General features: G+C 52.3%; 10 protein-coding genes. 1 reads left to right on the forward strand and 9 read right to left on the reverse strand.

The window, feature by feature from the left end; all coding sequences use genetic code 11:
* Positions 1–293: 293 nt before the first annotated feature.
* The 7 genes from CA54_RS04250 to CA54_RS04280 all read right to left on the reverse strand — a co-directional run bounded on the left by CA54_RS04250 (position 294) and on the right by CA54_RS04280 (position 13,653).
* A complete protein-coding gene (locus CA54_RS04250; protein WP_231962958.1) occupies positions 294–3,572 on the reverse strand; it encodes a protein kinase domain-containing protein in 3,279 nt (1,092 codons plus the stop codon).
* Positions 3,559–4,185, reverse strand: a complete 627-nt coding sequence (locus tag CA54_RS04255; protein ID WP_146369609.1) for an RNA polymerase sigma factor — start codon at positions 4,183–4,185, stop codon at positions 3,559–3,561. Before CA54_RS04255 ends, CA54_RS04250 begins: the two co-directional genes overlap by 14 nt.
* 402 nt (positions 4,186–4,587) lie before the next feature.
* Positions 4,588–9,252 carry a serine/threonine protein kinase gene (locus CA54_RS04260; protein WP_146369610.1) on the reverse strand — a complete coding sequence of 1,555 codons (4,665 nt, stop codon included), beginning with the start codon at positions 9,250–9,252 and terminating at the stop codon, positions 4,588–4,590.
* A 57-nt stretch (positions 9,253–9,309) separates the two neighbouring features.
* Positions 9,310–9,906, reverse strand: a complete 597-nt coding sequence (locus tag CA54_RS04265; RefSeq protein WP_146369611.1) for an RNA polymerase sigma factor — start codon at positions 9,904–9,906, stop codon at positions 9,310–9,312.
* A 344-nt stretch (positions 9,907–10,250) separates the two neighbouring features.
* Positions 10,251–11,147: a class I SAM-dependent methyltransferase gene (locus CA54_RS04270; RefSeq protein WP_146369612.1), complete on the reverse strand. Its 897-nt coding sequence runs from the start codon at positions 11,145–11,147 to the stop codon at positions 10,251–10,253.
* Positions 11,148–11,470: 323 nt separating this feature from the next.
* Entirely contained in the window at positions 11,471–13,033 is a 1,563-nt protein-coding gene (locus CA54_RS04275) for a class I adenylate-forming enzyme family protein (RefSeq protein WP_146369613.1), read from the reverse strand.
* A gap of 431 nt (positions 13,034–13,464) precedes the next feature.
* On the reverse strand, positions 13,465–13,653 hold the full coding sequence (locus CA54_RS04280) for a hypothetical protein (protein ID WP_146369614.1): 189 nt from the start codon (positions 13,651–13,653) through the stop codon (positions 13,465–13,467).
* Positions 13,654–14,486: 833 nt separating this feature from the next.
* On the opposite strand from CA54_RS04280, the gene CA54_RS04285 reads away from it, so the two are divergent.
* Complete coding sequence (locus CA54_RS04285) at positions 14,487–15,446, forward strand: DeoR family transcriptional regulator (RefSeq protein WP_197532193.1); 960 nt, start codon at positions 14,487–14,489, stop codon at positions 15,444–15,446.
* Positions 15,447–15,578: 132 nt separating this feature from the next.
* On the opposite strand, the gene CA54_RS04290 is transcribed toward CA54_RS04285, so the two are convergent.
* Together CA54_RS04290 and CA54_RS04295 are read right to left on the reverse strand one after the other, a co-directional pair.
* Entirely contained in the window at positions 15,579–15,830 is a 252-nt protein-coding gene (locus tag CA54_RS04290; RefSeq protein WP_146369616.1) for a hypothetical protein, read from the reverse strand.
* Positions 15,831–16,424: 594 nt separating this feature from the next.
* Positions 16,425–17,807: a DUF1501 domain-containing protein gene (locus CA54_RS04295; RefSeq protein ID WP_197532194.1), complete on the reverse strand. Its 1,383-nt coding sequence runs from the start codon at positions 17,805–17,807 to the stop codon at positions 16,425–16,427.
* Positions 17,808–17,813: the final 6 nt, after the last annotated feature.

The raw sequence follows: 17,813 nt of genomic DNA on the forward strand, positions 1-17,813 counted from the left end.
CGTACAGCTGGACGCGAAACAACAAGTGACGGTCAGTCTCAGAAATCGTTTGGAATTCGGCACACCTAATCTCCGGCTGGACCAGCGCCCGCTTCGACGGTCACGACCATGCATTCTGCCGTCTGCGAATTCAAAATGCCAGCAGTCCGTCGCGGTGGTAGTAGATGATATTGCTCGTGCGCCATATTGTTTAGTATTGATCGACAAGCCGCAGACTGGCGTCAAATACCAATTCCAACGTGAGTCGGCGAGGAGGATGATCGGAGGGTCAGCACCTGAACGGCTTCTTGCCGTTATTTCTTGGTCGTCGGTTGAATCAGCACATCTGTGTTATCTTGAAAGCCCGGTAGTTCGATAGTTGATTCCACGTCCTTGGAGCCGACCTTTTCGTAGTAGCGGAGCAGTGCTTCCAGCTTTTGAACTTGCACGGCAACCTCGGCCTCTGCCTGTTTAGCCATCAGAACGTCATGAATGTCTAAATCGCCTAGTTCGAAGCGGCGTCTGGTTAGCTTGCTTTGATCAGCTTTGAAACGAAGGCTTGCCCTTGCTGCTTCGAGCCGAACTTTCAAGACTTCTATCGCAATATTTCTATCGTCTTCGGGAGTGCCGAGGGTATTACTTACGAGATTTGTGTAGTATTCATACAGTAGTTGGAGCTCGCGGATTTCCGATTTGGTTTTCACAACTGCTTGCTCAGCTGGCGGGAGGGTGTAAGGATTCAAATCGCCATTCTCAACTTGACTTTTGACCATGTCGCTTAGGGTTATTTGCGAATTGTTTAGCTTTTTGGCAGCGTCTATTTGTGCCTTGAGAATCGCCACAGTCGTTTCTCTTTCAAACTCCAAAACAGCCAATTCATGCTTGAGTTTGGCGACTGAAGCCTGAGACGCACCGCCTTCTTGAGCCGCACGCAGTTTGGTTCGTAGCTCGCGGAATCGTCGGCCGAAAGCGGAAACTGCGCCGAGGGTTTCTGTGATCCAACGTGCAGATGTTTCCGCAAATCCCCCAACTGCAACACTTGTAGGCGCTGAGATAGCGCTGACGGAGCCATCCGAATCCGTTCCATCCGAATCCGGCCAAATCAGGCAGATTGTCTGCCCTTCCATCAACACCTTGTTTTTGGTGAGCTTGGTGATGAAACCGGAAAACGGCGCAAGAATGAGTTGACTGCTTTCTCTGGAGATCTTCGTCTGTAATTCGAGGGAATCTTTCTCGGCCTTGTTCAATTCAAGATTGGCTTTTGCCAAACCACTTTCGGACTTGGCGACATCTCCCATTGCCTTCTTCACCTGAGCAGTGGCGTGGTCGATTTCAATTTCCGCTTTCGACTCCTTTGTTTTCTCATCATTTTTTCGCACAATCAAGTCGTTTAAAGCTGCCTGAACCAGTGCCTCAGCTTTGTTGACCTTAGCCTCGGCCTCCTTGACCTTTCGCTCCGCCTCCTGAAACTTCAATTCCGAAATAACTCTCTGATCGAACAGTTTCTTCTGCCGATCGTAGTCAGCTTTTGCTCCATCTCGCGCAGCCATGAATTCAGCGAGCTCAGCTTTTTCCGCTTCGACCTTGTTTTCCGCAGATTCAATGGAAGCTTTGGCCGCTGCAACTACCTGACTCTTCACTTGCTGAAAAGCTTTGAGCTGAGCTTCTAATGCGGCGACGACGGTCGTCGCAGCCGCAAGATTATTTTGGCTTGCCTGTACCTGGAGGCGTGCGGCTTCAGTCCGGCGTTGTGCAACGGTCTCCTGCTCCTTGAGTCGATTACGATAATTGGGGTCAAGGTCCGCAACTTCAGCAAGTAAGTCACCCTTCTTGACGAGAGCGTTCTCCCGGATTCCTTCACCCCAACGAATGATGCGCCCTTTGATGGGCATGTCAATGGGGGTTGGAGGACCCTTGCCCATTTCTGGCTGAGTCGTGTTTTGGGTATTCACCGATCCGATAGGAGCACGCTGCCACGAGAACTCTCGCAGCCGGGGCATATCAAAAGAGACCATCGAGTCCGGATCGACGGAAACGGCTCCTTGTACTTTGCTGCCTCTGACCCGTAGCGTCAATGAACCAGATTGTTCATTGCCGACCTTCCACCGACCGTTGTACCGTCTTTGCATGCGAGACCATTCAAGTTGTAATGCGCCGCGACGGCCTTCCGTGTCCGTAAATGCTCCGTTGTACCAGCCGCTGGCTTGTTCCACCGTGGATAAAGAAACGGTTTTCCACCTCTCACCGGTCCAATCTCCTACGATGTTGGCTGGCTCCGTCAGCTGCCAAGCCGCAAAACCCACTCCGGCAACTAGAACTGACAAAATTAATACCCAAACTCTAGTGCGTTGAATTCGTGGCGGACTCGATTTGGCCTCGTCACGAGTTGCGGAGGGTTCGCTTATGCTTGCTTCCGACATAGCTTTGACGGAATGCTGTGTGAGGCGTAGGCACTGTGGCAGCCTCACACGAGTCGGTTGCTGCAAATGGGCCAAGCATCGTTCGAGCAATTCGGCGACCTCTCCAGCACTCTGGTAGCGATCGGAAGCATGCTTCGCCATAAGTCGTTCGATGATCAGGCACAACCAATTCGGAATATCTGGGTTAATCTCGCGAATTGGACGAGGATTGGTGTCCGTGATTCGACGGAGAATTCCATAAGCCGTTTCCGATCGGAACGGTGGGCGCCCGGTACACGCCGTGTATAACACGCTCCCGATGCTGAACAAATCACTACGTTGATCAACGAAATCACCACGCGCCTGTTCAGGCGACATAAATTGTGGTGTCCCGGCGATCACGCCCGTCTGCGTCATTGATGCATCATCCATCGCGCGCGCCACGCCGAAATCAGTTATCCATAACCGTTCGATTCCCGAATTTAGCAAAATGTTCGCTGGCTTGATGTCTCGATGAACAAGTCCCTGTTCATGAGCCGCCGCAAGCCCGGATGCAAGTTGACGCCCAATCCTGACAACCTCAAGTGCCGTCAGCGGCCCACTCTCGTCTATTCGCTTTTGTAGCGATGGACCACGTGCAAAAGGCATCACCAGATATGGCAGGCCATTAGATTCTGACACTCCATAGATATCAACCACATTATCATGAGTGATCCCTGCTGCGGCCCTCGCTTCTCGTTCAAATCGAATTCGAGCCGAACCGCTGTCAGCCAGATGCGGAGCCATAATTTTGATCGCCACCACTCGGCGTAACGAACTGTCGAATCCCTTTAGGACGGCTCCCATTCCACCGAAGCCAACCACGCCGCTGACTTCATAGTCGCCGATGCGCCCAAGCATTTCCGGATCGTCAGTAGGCATGAGCGACTCGAGAATGCTTAGAACGCGTCGCTTCCGCTGATCTTCACTTTGCTCTCCATTCCATTGAAAGGATGATTCGCAATCGTGGTCACCAAGAAGCTTGACGGCGTCACGCCATATTTCCGGTTCTGCAGCGCGCTGTTGGATCTCTAGCTGACAACTGGGGCAATTAGTGAGATGGTCTTCGAAGTCGATCATCGCCGAATCGCTCAGGCTTTCATCAAGATAATCATCAATGAGGTTCATATCGCAGGTATTCTCAGTTGATTTCATGGAGTGACTCCTCGCTAAGGTCCAATCCTTCTAGTCGCAGTGCTGCGTTTCGAATTCGGCGCATGACGCGACTGCGGGCCGCGTAGATGCTACCTGTCGAGACAGCAAGAACCTCTGCTGCCTGATCAATGGGCATTTGCTGTAACGCAGTCAACTCGAAAGCGAGCCAGGTTGGCTCCTGTACCTCAGAGCGCACCTTCTCGGCTGCCCGCTGTAATTGTTCGCGACGATACTCAAAATTGATCAGTGCATCGGTTTCAGGATCAGCCGCCGGCAGGTTTGACAAGATGTCAAGAATCACAGAGCCACCTGCCGCTTGGTCACGTGGTTGCCGGGAGAGAGCCTTAATGATCGCATTTCGCGTAATTCGGCTCAACCAGTTGCGAAACCGGATTTGGCTGGACTGCTTCTCATATCTGTCGATCGCCGAGGCGACTGACATAAGAACTTGCTGAACGAGATCAAGTGCATCAGCATGTTGAAGCCCTTTCGCACGGGCAATTCGGAAGATCACTGGACGATATAGCCGTTCAAATTCGCACCACGCCGCTCGATTAGACGGATCTCGAACCCGAACAATCAAGCTCTCGATGGTTTCAGGAAATTCAGGCACAAAGATCCTCCATATGTGGTTATTGTACCTAATCCATCTGATCGTGGATTCTGACAACCCTTTTTGGAAAATCACATATTTCCTGCGAAATTGGTCTCCGGACTAGGGGGGTGATGTACGGCGGGGTGAGATTGCCCGAAGCATGAGAATTCAAGAGATTGGAGCGTTGAGACGCTCGCCGCAAACGCGGTATTAAAGACTCGAAGTCAGTCCTCTGGTTGCTTTGACTACAACCAGCCATCACTGCCTGCGCTAACTGCCTCCGCAAATTGCGCGCGGGCTGTTAACCAACTTCAAAAAGTTCGAAGAGGGTTGGTTACGTTTCGAGCCACCTCGACGGACTCAAGCTACTGTAACTCCTTGCTAGTACTGGGTTTCTGGAAACAGGCCCAAAGGGAATGGTTATGAAGAGGGTTTGGCACGGGGAGGAGTCTGTGATTTTTGAGCGGGGTTTGGTTTCTTTTCAGCCTTGGATTGGCCCATCGAGAACACGATGTCACCGGTCTGCAACGGTTTTGAGTCATGAGTTGCGTAGTTGGTTAGCACAAAACGTACCCGAACGGACTGGCCTGGCATTGCACGAATGACCGTTTTCGCATCGCCTCGCTCCACATCGCCCAGAACAATCGGTAGTCCTCGAATATCGTACTGAGACCCTAATTTGAAAGGGATTCTCTGCCAACCTACCGGTCCGCCGGGTTTCTTTTCTTGATCAAGGGGGATGGATTCGTGAGTTGAGTAATCCAAGATGATTTCACCGTAGTAACTCCGTGTCATTAATCGCGGAAATGCAACTTTAATCTCCTGGTCACCTGAGTATCGATAGAAGAAACGCGGAGTCACCTGCTGACCGACCTTATATTTTTTCTGATGTGGTTCAAATTTCACTCCCGCCTGCAAACCGTTTGCGGCAACTGGTCCCCAGGAGACTTTTCCGCCATCGATTTCTTCAGACCGAATGAACTGTTTTCGAATGGTGATCCCATAACGGGGATACGGAACGGCATTCACCAATTTGGGCAGGCTGAGCCTTACTGACCAAATGAAATAATCGAAGCCATCTCCGGGCTGGAAGTGCGTGGTGATTTCGAATTTTGCGTCTGTGGGAAACAGGCGTTTATCGGCAATGTCCTGCAATGCCGCGAATTCTCCATTCGTCGCGTCGACTTCATTTCGTAGTATCTTCCACCAGCGAATCGCAGCGATCACTTCGCGTTCCGTCAACGGCGGTTGGTCAATCCCATTGAGTTTAGTGTGAGCCTGATTGAAGCCGTGGATCGCGGCAGTTAATGGCTTGGCATCGATGTTCAGCGATGACGCGTCGGGTTCGGGGAGATTCAACTTTCCGCCATCCAAGTCCAGCTGCCACAGATGCTGAGTGCGAACGTTATGTGAGTACATCTTTCCATTCTGCCGATTCAAGACGAGACGGATCGACCACACCTCAAACCGCTCTCGTCCAACGCCGTCCAACTCCGTGACGAATTCAAACCGCCAATCACTGGGCAAGGAACGTTTCTTGGCGATTTCGCGGAACTGCTGAAGGTGTTTGCCGGAAAGATCCGAAGGTTTTTTCACCATGCCAGCCCAGCGGATGGAAGCAACGACCTCGTCCTCGGTGAGAGGAGGTTGGCCTTTACCATTTGGGTGTTGTTTTTGCCGTTGATTGAACTCGCCGATTGCATCGGAGAGCGGTTTTGTTTCTCCAGATGCCGGGCCGAGATCGGGGTCGTAGCCGTAGGGGACACCGACTCCGTCGCCACGATCTCTGAAGTAGCGAGACTGATCGTTTCTTCTGAAGTAACCAGAACCATCACCTTCTGAGTTGACGATTCGAATCTGGTCCAAGGATTTCACAACAATATGATAGAACCAAATTGTGTCTGGATTAGCAAACAGATTGAGACCGGTCGCACTCACGGTCCCTGTCACTTCAATTTCTTTTCCCAGATAAGCCTTGGGAATATCTACGATACCGAACCGCTTGAGGGCACGTTCAGCTTCAGTTGAAAGTTGGACTGAAAAATCATCGAAATTGCTGATCTGATCCGACGACCGAGCCGAACTCAGTTTCCAAATTTTTAGATGTTTGTCGTTTGGATAAGTTACCTTAACGGTTTTGGCAGAAGCAACACGAAAACGGACAGTCACTTTCTTCTGATTGTTTCTGAGAGTTTGACCATTTTTGATCACCTGCGTTTCGCTGAGAACCTTGCCATCAGTCCATTGTGAGGACTCCTGGTTTACTGGGTCGGTGAGATCATTCTTTTTGGGCTCCAGAGCAGATGAGGGCGATTGGGATGGTTGATTCTCCTGAGCAGAGCCCGAACCGGATTTTTTAAACAGTTCGAATTGCGCAACAGACGCCTCAACCCCTTCCTCTAAAATAGCCACTTGTTTCTCAAGCGATTCGAGATGCTCCTTCGTCACGAATCCACGGCTGTGCAGCTCCTTGGCTTTTTGCAGTTTAGATTTCGCATTGTGCAAAGCTGCTTTTGCCTGACGAACATGGAAAGGCATCGAAAACTCTAATCCTGAGTTCCAACCGTTGCTTTCTGTCGCTTTCGAACCCGACGTTTGTGGCTTTGTTGTCGACTGTGGTTTCTGTTGAGATTTAGCACTTTTCTGTTCCTTATCAACGCGAACAAGTGGTAGGTATAACGCTTTATCTTCTTTAGGATTTGGCTCTGCGCTGAGAGGGGGTTTCTCCTCACCTTTTGGTGCGATCGCCAGCCACAGATTGTTGTGATCAATGAACTTAAACCGCCCACCGCGTGTTCCTTCGTCGGATGAGGATTTGACGGGAGTCAGCTGAATAGTTTGTCTTGGTTCAATATTATATAAAAAGTATTCCGTATCTTCTTCGTGTTCATACTCACAAGTCATTTTCCAGTTATCAAAAGTGACAGAAAACTTCTGTTTGGATGGTTCTAAACTCCCATCTTTTTGCGGCTCTGCCAATTGCCAGACTCCGATTAACGGATTTTCCAGCTCTGCTGTAATGGAATTGCCATCAATCTTGTTTGTTTCTCCTGATCCCTCCATTCGATCGAATTTGACTGACATGCTCCGTAGCATACCGTTGCTGTCTGGTGCTTTAGAATGCGTCCCCTCCTGTTTCCTCTGTACTCGGACAAACCGTAGATAGGTGACATGGGCATGCTGAGGATTTGGCTCCGTACTGGGAGGTTTCATCTCACCCTTGGGTGAAAGAGCAAGCAATAGATTGTTTTGATCGATTAGTTTGTACCGAGCTCCGCGTGTTTCTTCGAGGGATAGGGAATTGACAGGGATAAACTGGAAAGAATTGTCTGACTGCAACTTGTATAAAAACTGTTCAGCATCTTCTTCGTGTTCATACTCAAAAGTCATTTTCCAGTTGTCAAATGTGACCCAAGCCTTGTCCGAGTGTGGCTCTAGCCCACCATCCTGTTTGAGCACCATCAATTTCCATGTTCCGATCAATGGGTTTTTCGTCTCAGCTTTTTCAGTATTCGCTTTACGTGTCCACAACAAATCTGCCAGTTCGGGTGTCCCCGGGTTGATGCCGGACTTTCTGTTGGTCGTCCAAGCACCACGTACCTCTTTATCGACAAGTCGAACTGAGATCTTTCCAAATCGATCTTTGCCTTCCTGCCAAGTGCCGTTCAAGCGACGTTCAATACGCGACCATTTCAGCTGTATGTGGCCCTCTTCATCGCCGAACGTATCCGTGTATGTTCCTTGGTACTTCCCTGGCTCTATTTTCTTCAGCGAAACCTGTCCCCAGCCTTCGCCATGCCATCGTCCTGAGATTTCAGGTGGTTCCGTCGCTTGCAAGAAGGCCATCCCGAGCACGCCAATTGCTAAAACGGTGAGCATTGCAATGATTCCTTTTCGGCGAACTATCAACTTCTTACGCTTCGCAAACGGCACACTTTCTTTTTGAGGAGATAATTGACTGACAGGAAGCGTTACGACCGTTGGCTGTTGGACATGTGCAAGACATTCTTCCAACAATTTGGCAACCTCACTCGCAGATTTAAAACGGTCGTCAGGTTGCTTCGACATCAGCTTAGCAATAATGCCGCAGAGCCAATCAGGGACATTGGGATTAATTTCACGAATCGGCCTTGGCTCTTCATCAGTGATTCGTCGGAGCACGCCATAGCTCGTTTCAGCTCGGAACGGTGCGCGACCGGTGCACATCGTGTACAGCACACTGCCCAGGCTGAACAAATCGCTTCGTAGCTCGAATGATTCACCGCGAGCCTGTTCGGGAGACATGTACTGCGGTGTACCGGCGATGATTCCGGTCCTGGTCAAACTGGCATCATCTGCAGCACGGGCCAATCCAAAGTCGGTTAACTTAACACGTTCGATCCCATCAGCTAGAAGAATGTTGGCCGGTTTCACATCACGGTGCACAAGCCCTTGCGCATGGGCTGCTGCCAAACCGGACGCAGCTTGCATCCCGATGCGAAGGACCTCCGCGAGCGCGAGAGGCCCTTCGCCATCAAGACGACGCTGCAGTGAGGGACCTTTAACATAAGGCATCACGAGATACGGCAGTCCCTCCGCATCAGCCACACCATGGACTTCAATGACATTATCGTGGACGACTGCGGCTGCTGCTTGGGCCTCTCGCGAGAATCGTTTGCGAGCAGAACCGCTGTTGCCGAGATGTGGCGCAAGAACCTTGATCGCCACATACCGATTCAGCGAAGCATCAAACGCTTTGAGAACGACGCCCATGCCTCCTGATCCGATGACACCCAGAACTTCATACGTCCCCAAACGGCCGATCATGCGGTCGTCATCCGTCGGTGCCAATAAATTCAGCACGGTGTTGTGATCAAACGTGTCGTCTTCGCTTGAAATAGGATCGAGCGAAGTCTGTGATTCAGAGTTGAGTGATTCTTGGACTCCTGACCAGACATCTTCGCTGGCGGCAGATGATTCCAACTGCAGCTGGCAGGCGTGGCAGTTATCAAGGTGCAACTCAAAGGCAGCCTGTTCCTCATCACTCAATTGTTGTTGCAAGAATTGCTCAATCCGATTTGGATCGCAGGTCAGATGATTATTCATGACGTTATCCCCTGATGATTTATACACGTCGACTGACAATATCTGACAAACGATGCATTACAATTCTCCGTCATATTCGCTGATGATTTCTTGAATTCGGCGCATGATGCGGCTGCGGGCGGCATAGATCGCCCCTGGGTTTTTGACGAGTTTTCCTGCGACAGCTTCAACTGAGCCCCCCTCGACCGCAGTCAGCCAAAACGCGTCCCACGTTGCCTGTTGGAATTCAGGACGAACTTGCCTAGCGGCCCGGCGAAAGACTTCCCGGCGGTACTCCAATCGCAACAGGTCCGAATCGGGGCCAGTACAGGATTCGTGTTGATTCAAGGCCGCCTGTATGGCCGAGTCACCCGACCCTCGATCAGGTTTCCCACGTGTCAACGCATTGAGAATCGCATTGTGTGCGACCCGATGAAGCCATGTGCGAAACTTGGCTCGCTGCGGATCGTATTTACATTGCTCAACTGTTTTGGCGACCGAGACCAAAACTCGTTGAGCGACATCCTCCGCATCGGCATCTTGCATCCCTTTTTGACGCGCCATACGTAAAATCACCGGTCGGTATATTTCGACAAACTCATGCCAGGCGGCCTGATTCGACGGATCGCGAACACGGATCAGCAAGCTGGCTCGTGTTTCCGGTGTCAAGTTCATCAATGATAAGCCAATGATTGAATTCTCTGGGTTGCTGCTATTCTATTGGACTCTGAGAGTTCAAAACATCGACCTGAACCAATCGGTCCCGTGAACACTTCCCTAATCCCTTATACACGAGCGAGACCAATTTCTAACATTCGCGTCGATCTTCAAACTTAAGTTTTGTGGATTGACTACAGATCGAACAAGCGATTGCGAGAATGTTCAACCATATTGAAACCGAATCCGATTCGGTTTCCCGGTGACAAGCCAGCCACACCGTCGAGATGTCTTAGGAATAGTTCGAAAGTCGGCGAGATTCAAAAAATTAGAAAGCAACCTTTTCTGACAATACGGTCGTTTTAGAGGCTGGCAGAATCAGGATGCTCACAATCACTTGCAGCAGTTTTTTGAGTAGCATCCCGCCCAATGGTCGTCCATATTCCGATTTCGGATCGCCCTACGATCACGCTACGATTCGAAGTTACGTCTTGGAGCAAACGGTCGCGGAAAGTCCAGATATTGACTTCCTCTACCGTTGCTACGCCTAGCCTTACCATGGCCGGGAGAAGACTCTCAACGATATCGCCCACTGCAATCAGCCACTCTCGCGTATTGAAGTCTCCCGCTATGAAAGTGTGCATGCGCATCGTGGGAGCGGGGAGGTCCGCTCCTACGAAAATGGTGTGAGCCTTTTCCAAAAAATTCCAGGACTGACCGCTCAATTGTGTTGTGTCTGAGATCCAACGACATGCTCGGTCATACAGCGGTGCCGGAGGGAACGAACGAACGCAAGTCCAATCAGGTTCATGGAAGATGAGCAGACCAGAGTGGTCCAAATGCTTGGCAAGCCCACGCAACATCGCCGAAGGCTCATCCTGAAACGGAAGCACATAGCGTCCAATCACTGCATCGAAACGCGTCTCGAACGTCATCTCCGCAGGATTGCCTTCCAGGAATTGAATGTTACTGAATCCGCGGTTTTGAGCCGCCTGGGTCGCTGCTGCAACCGCAGCGGGAGCCTTATCCGTGCCGAGTACGATCCCGGCTTCACCAACCAGTTCAGCAGCAAGGAACGCGACTTCTCCGGCACCGCTTCCGACGTCAAGAATGCGCATGCCTCGTTTGACACCAGCATCAAGTAGGAACTGCCTCGTATCCGGCTCAAGGAATCGCGCTTGGGCGCGAAGGCGATTGAGTTCATGATCGGAGTGTCCTAGGATGTAAGGTTGATTCGAATTTCCTTTGTCATTGCTCATAGTTTGCTTCAAGGCGCTGCCCATCGATAGGTTTAAGCGGCTCTCGTTAGAGGGCTATAAATCCTGGATTCATGATGCCCGCAAGTCCTCTTTGACGTAATAAAGAGGACGTCCGAGTTCGACTGACTGCAATGGAGATAGACTCCAAGTGAAATAGCCGTAACGATTTGTTTCACACCTTCATGCCTGAAGGGTCGTGTCAACTCGATAATCATCATGGCCTAATTACAATAGTGACACCGTTCGGAATCAATACCGATTGCGAACTGGCGAATGCTGAACTTGAATTTGTAATAAGCCCTTCGTGCGGCGCGGAATTTACACTACCTAAGCGCCGTATCAGCGTGCTGTTCCTCGGCCATTCTCTTCAGGGTGACACGGTCCACTTTGCCTGCGGGATTCACAGGCATCTCCCTAAGAACCACGATCTCCTCAGGCGCTTTGTACCCGACCCGCTCGCGAGCGAAGCGAATGAGCGCCTGGCTGGTCGGTCGTGCTGCGTCGTCTCGCAAGGTAATATAGGCCCGCACATTCTCCCCGTGCACGAGATTGTATACGCCCACGACACCTACGGTCTCCACAGCAGGATGTTCGAGTAGCGCCTCCTCCACCTCCTGAGGGGCGATGTTGGAGCCATCGTGCACAATAATCTGCTTCTTGCGACCGCGAAACCAAAGATAACCGTCATCATCAATCCTCATCTGATCGCCGGTATCAAGCCAGCCGTCCTGGAATGTGACTTCCGTCGCCTCTGGCTGATTCCAGTACCGCACCATATCGGACGGTGACTTGATCCATAGGCGACCGTCTTCACCAGCAGCCAGCTCCTTACCGTTCTCATTCCGAATCGAGGCTGCATAGCCGGGATTGAGCGTTCCGATCGAACCGAGCTTGTTGAGGCCCGAGGGAGGATTGAGCGTGGCCCAACCGATCTCGCTCATGCCGTAGCCCTCGTCAATCCGGAAACCCGCTAGCTCCGTAAATTCCCGCTCCAGTTCGGCTGAGACCTTGTCCCCACCGGAGACGCAGAGCCGTAGCGAGGTGAAATCCTCTCTCGTTGCGCCGTTGTCCCGTGCCAAGCTGAACAGTGCAGCGGGCAACATCATAAGCACCGTCGGCCCGTCCTTGCGGAGAACCGACAACAGCTCGTCACCGTCGAAGGTCCGCGCGATACTGATACGCGCCCCTGCGGCAACGGCTGCCAACGATAGGCTGAGGCCAGCGATATGGGAGAGCGATGAGCCCGGGAGCACTATGTCATTCTGCGTAAGCTCGAAGCTTTCTATAATACTTGCGACGAGCCAGCCAAACGTCTCAAAGGAATGCGTCACCCCTTTTGCTGGGCCGGTGCTGCCCGATGTGAAGAAAATAATTGCCGGCGCTGCCGGATCGGGCGCGCGAAGCTCAATAGCGGGAGGATCTTGTTTGATGAATGCCTCGTAGGTCCGGCTGCGCCCGTCGCTGGCCCCATAGCCTATTACTCCCAGCGGTAGTTTGGCCGCGAGCTTCGTCTTGGCGATGTCGGCGTCACGTTCCGCGTGGGCCAGCAGGATCGAGGCTTCACTGACCTCAAGCGCATGGTCAATCTCAGGCGCTTGATAGCGGTAGTTAAGCGGCGTGGCCACGAGCCCCGCCTTCACGCACGCGATGTAATGCACCAGAAGCGCATCGCAGTTTGGCATTAGCGAAGCAACTCGATCCCCGGCCTGCAGTCCCAGTCCAAGCAGGTTGGCCGCCAGACGGTCGCTCGCGCGGGACAGATCGCGCCACGTGTCCTGCTTATCCAGCGAGGCAATCGCAACACCGTCTGCATTTGACTCCAGGCCTCGGCGAAGCAGATCGAAAAGTTGGAACGGCTTGTCCAGCGGTGATCCTGACAGCGGCATCACTTCCTCCTAATTGGTTCGATAGTTTTGACTGCCTTCCCGACACGAAGGCCATCCTATTGTCTCCGAAAAGCAGGGCATTGCCCATGACCGCGTAGTTCAGGCATACCTACCGTAGATTAGTGAAGGCCAACGATTCCGGCTTTAGCGTATTGTACGATGCTTTCGAGTCGCCTCGCTCAATTGCGATCAGCATGTCAGTAAGGCGACCGCCATCATTCATAGCCTCCTACGATACGCTGATAGCGCCTCATCATCAACGGCTGGATATTCTGGGCGCCGCGAAGACGGATGGCCGTATGTGCTTGAATCCAATGATTCACAAAAGGAAGTTATTTGAGCCGTACAGCGCGAGGACGATCGATATGTCAGTTTCAGGGCTGCACGAATGCGATAAATTCATCTCGTCAATCAACAAGCCATCATCCCGTTTAATATGATGGAGATGGGACACCTGCATTGGCGGCGAAATCCTTCCACAACCGCCGCTGTTTGCGCCAATCGGTAACGGCAACGATCACCCGCAGATCTCGCTCGGTCAGCGTATCCTTCCCTTGCTCCATCGGGGGCAAGAACAAAAGCGCCTCCTGAATATCCGGCGCCAGATTGAGCAGGTTCATGATCTGCGTGACCCGCGCTCGGCTGACGTGCCCATGCGCCGCCAGTTCGGCTGGTTGGCCAAAACGACATTGCGATCAGAGGAATTCCTATCTTGCAAAACTGCTGCCAACGAGCGAAAATTGCCGCATCCTAAATAACGAGCCGCGACGATGGATTCAACACCGCGGCGGCTCTCATCACGGAACCCTATGTGGGAGGGCATCGACGTGACTGATCACGATGCTAACACAGCCGCCGCCATCGTGCTAGATCGCACTCACCACCGTCGCACTTTTGCTACAACCAAGGCGTGGGGTTGCGCAGCTACCACGTGCTTGTTGAAGACAACCATATTGCTTAGGCCGAATAATGGACATTTCGACGCCCCAACTTGGACGTAATTTTTCGAAGCTTGGCTATGCTTACAGATCTACAACGCATCACGATGGAAACGAGTCTCCAACGATTTGAGCGCGCCGCTGTCGAGCTGCCCGTATTGGATTGTTGGCTAATTTTCGGTGACAAGGAAAATTCGGATCTGGTCGAGAACGCGTGCCAGCATACTGACCGGTATGAATACGACCGGTCCTCGATCATCGGCGATTTCTCAATCAGCGCAGGTTTCACGACGACCGGGCAATGGAATCGCGATGGCTTTAGAACTCTGATCGGCGTGGTGCGGAGTGCCGGCGATGCGGTGAGGGCTGTTGGGTGGGGCGATGAAAAGTGGCCGCTTCAGCGCCGCTGGGGCGACGGGTTCTACGACTGGCTGACGTTCTTGGCGGATCGGCAGTTCCAAGATGGGCAGTTAAATCTATGGATTCCGATTCGTGGGCCGCAGAAAAACGTTGTCATGAACTGGGATTTGATGCGACTTGGAACCTACCCATCAGACCAATTGGAAGAGTACGGCGTTGATGCAGATCGATTCAAATCGTGGATTGGGAATCCTCCTAACTTTTTGGAATTCAATCTTTGCGACGTTGTGACATTGTCAATCGCTGTATGCAGCATGTTGCTGAACGAGGTAACCGCTCGACCAACCCGGATGACCACCGAGCCAACAGGTGATGCCCAGTCGACCCCGAACGAAGACGAAACAGACGCTACCCGAACTGTCGTTGATCCAGAGCCATTCGAGAGTGGTCGGATAGTGTTCTTTGAGGATCGAGTGGAACTGTGCGGCGTCGATATTTGTAGCGGCCGTCGTTCTACAAGGAAACGACAGGTCCTTGATCTGCTGAAACTGCAAACCGGGCATCAATTCATCGCTTACAGCGGTAGTAAGCTTGCGGCGGAGATGAGTCTCGATTCATCAAACAGCGCTGCTGCGGTAATCCGAGACCTGCGGAAAAATATAAAAGAATTGCTGTTCAAACAGGCAAACCTTGTATGCGAAACCAACGACGTAATTTTAAGCGGCGGGCCGGGGTATCGTTTTTCAATGAAACTAAGTGTCCACGACGGTGATGAGGAGACCGGTTACGGACATGACAGTCGAACGACTGACGACAGTGTCGGAAGTGTCGGTGAATCGCTTGTCGTTAGTGTCGGTGATGTCGGAAATTCGGATGTCGGAAATGTCGGTGGTCAATCCGAGGGCACAACTGCTAGGCGCCGACGGCAGATTCTCGCTTTATTTGTCAACGGGCGCGAGGTTACGTCGGCAGACGTAGCACAGCATTTCAAATGCTCGACGAGGACCGCTGAGAGGGATTTGAGAGCAATGACGCATGCGGGCAAGGTTGAACCCGCGGGATCGACTCGAACCGGACGTTATCGATTGAATCCGGCAATACGAAACGACGAGTAATCACGCTCCTATCTTCAGAACTTTCGTGGCCACAACCATTTCAGCATTCGAAAACAGAACAGAATCGACACATGCCGCAATTAAAGGTTCAAACGAACGCCAGTCGTCCCGACTGAGTAAAGCCCTTGCCCGTCAAGATGTTACAGCATCTGGCGGGCATTCTTTTTCCTGTGAATTAGGGGTAGTGGCACCTAATTCACCCTTCGCCTCCTTGTGCGAACGCTTGTGGTCGCTCCACAGCTCGCTAGCGACATCATCCACATCCTGGGCGACGTAGTAATCCATCGTCGTCTTGATGTCGGCAGGCCGCATCAGCAATTGCAGCGTCGCTCGCGGTCCAAAAACAATGATGAACGGAAGTTGAACGACGAAATGGGCTTCCACTTAAAATTGCTTGGCAGAAATGTCGGCGGAAATCATGGTTTCCTGCCACACTTGCTACTGCAAATTTGGAGTTTGTCACGGTAAGTGCGCATGGCGAGCGCAGCTGCGAAGACGTGGGCGATGATGAAATCACGTGGCGCGTTCGTACCACTGAATCAGCCCGCCGAGTCGTTCGTGGCGAACGACCTGATCGAGTACAGTCGTTTTGTTCTCGGGTGGTAGATCGAAAAAAGACAGAACTACGATCGAAACCTCTACGAATCGATAGCTTTGAACACATCGTCGAACTGTGCTGTGAATTTCAAATCGCGGCCTCAGATGAGGCAGGCCGGATTGTTGTCGCGATCAGCAGCAACAGCAGGTGAAATAGCAGGGACTTCCTGTGCCTGTCTGTGTTTTCGATAACGTGCTGTCGTTTTTGTGGGATAGCATTGTTTTTGCACCCCTCTGGAATGGTGATCGCAACGATTGGGCGCCGAAACTCGCGCAGTGTTAACCGCCGACAACGTCTCTTTACAAAAAGAGCAATTGGTTTGTTGAGGGTTTTGAATCGGGGTGACTCTTGTTTCAAGACGACTATTTACCCGGCGTCGATCAGGAGAACACTTCTTGCACGACCCCGCCCCCAGTGACGCCCAGTGGGGTTTCTTTCAGGCCGTGGTGATCGAAAATCAACCGGTCGGAATCCAGCCCGGTTGCCGATAAGATGGTTGCGTGCAAATCGGTCGGTTTGACTGGACGTTGCGTCACGACGTAGCCGATCGGATCGGTTTCGCCAATGATTTTCCCTCCCGTCACGCCGCCGCCGGCAAGCCAAACAGAATAGGCGGCTGGCGAATGATCGCGACCTTTGCCCCGCCCTTCCATGGTCGGTGTGCGGCCAAATTCGCCGCCCCACACCACGAGTGTGGAGTCGAGCAAACCCCGGCGTTTGAGGTCTTGCAATAACCCGCCAATTGGCTGATCCGTTCGTTTGGCCATTCGCTTGTGATTTCCGGCGATGTTTCCATGCGCATCCCATCCGCCCACACGAATCTGCACAAAGCGAACTCCCCGTTCCACCATGCGTCGCGCTAGCAGACAGCCACGACCGACGGTGCTTGTGGCGTCGTCCCCTAGCCCGTACAACTGCATCGTCTCCATTGTTTCGGAATCGATGTCAAACAACTCCGGGGCGGAGGTTTGCATCAGAAACGCCGTTTCGTAACTTCGAATGCGGGCCTCTAATTCGCTGTGCTGGCCGATAGAATCCATAAACCGGCGGTTCAACTTGCGGATCACTGATAATTCTTGTCGTCGCCGTTCGTTCCCGACCCCTTCGGGCATTTCGATATTTTGGATTCCCTGGTTCGGATCGACGACGGTGGCTTGAAAGCGTGCTGGAAGAAATCCACTTGACCACCCGGCCGCTTGCGGATGTTGCATGCCGTCGGTGTGTAGATTCATCGTGATGTATGCGGGCAATTGCCGGTTGGCGGTTCCCAGGCCGTACAATGACCAGGCGCCCAAACTTGGCCTGTGCCCCGTTGCGTCCCCGGTCAGTGCAACGCACTCGCCTGGACCGTGAATCGGATTGCGATGGGTCATGGAGCGAATCACGCACAAGTCATCCGCGTGCTTGGCGATGTTTGGGAACAATTCCGAAATCGGCAGTCCGCTTTGTCCATGACGATGAAATGCCCAGGGAGAGGCCATCAAGTTTTTCAAACCGGCGCGTTTGATTTTCGGAACGGTCTTAGCGATCGACTCTGGCACATCCTTGCCTGCCAGTGCGGCCAGTTCTGGTTTGGGGTCGAAGGTATCGACTTGGCTAGGTCCCCCCGACATGAATAATGAAATCACGCTGCGCGCTCGCGGCGGGCGATGCGGTGCCTGTACCGGCATCGTGGGAGGAGTTTCGTCGGCCATCAATGCACGTAATGCCAAGGTCATGGCTGAGCAGCCGGTGGCCGTTAACACATTTCGACGTGTAATCATTGGGTT

Origin of the sequence: Symmachiella macrocystis (assembly GCF_007860075.1) — a bacterium.
GTDB classification, from domain to species: domain Bacteria; phylum Planctomycetota; class Planctomycetia; order Planctomycetales; family Planctomycetaceae; genus Symmachiella; species Symmachiella macrocystis.

Coding starts and splice junctions, on each gene's coding strand:
- CA54_RS04285 (WP_197532193.1), top strand. CDS start 14,487: ATGAACTGGGATTTGATGCGACTTGGAACCTACCCATCAGACCAATTG.
- CA54_RS04270 (WP_146369612.1), bottom strand. CDS start 11,147: ATGAGCAATGACAAAGGAAATTCGAATCAACCTTACATCCTAGGACAC.
- CA54_RS04275 (WP_146369613.1), bottom strand. CDS start 13,033: ATGCCGCTGTCAGGATCACCGCTGGACAAGCCGTTCCAACTTTTCGAT.
- CA54_RS04280 (WP_146369614.1), bottom strand. CDS start 13,653: ATGAACCTGCTCAATCTGGCGCCGGATATTCAGGAGGCGCTTTTGTTC.
- CA54_RS04295 (WP_197532194.1), bottom strand. CDS start 17,807: ATGATTACACGTCGAAATGTGTTAACGGCCACCGGCTGCTCAGCCATG.
- CA54_RS04260 (WP_146369610.1), bottom strand. CDS start 9,252: ATGAATAATCATCTGACCTGCGATCCAAATCGGATTGAGCAATTCTTG.
- CA54_RS04265 (WP_146369611.1), bottom strand. CDS start 9,906: ATGAACTTGACACCGGAAACACGAGCCAGCTTGCTGATCCGTGTTCGC.
- CA54_RS04250 (WP_231962958.1), bottom strand. CDS start 3,572: ATGAAATCAACTGAGAATACCTGCGATATGAACCTCATTGATGATTAT.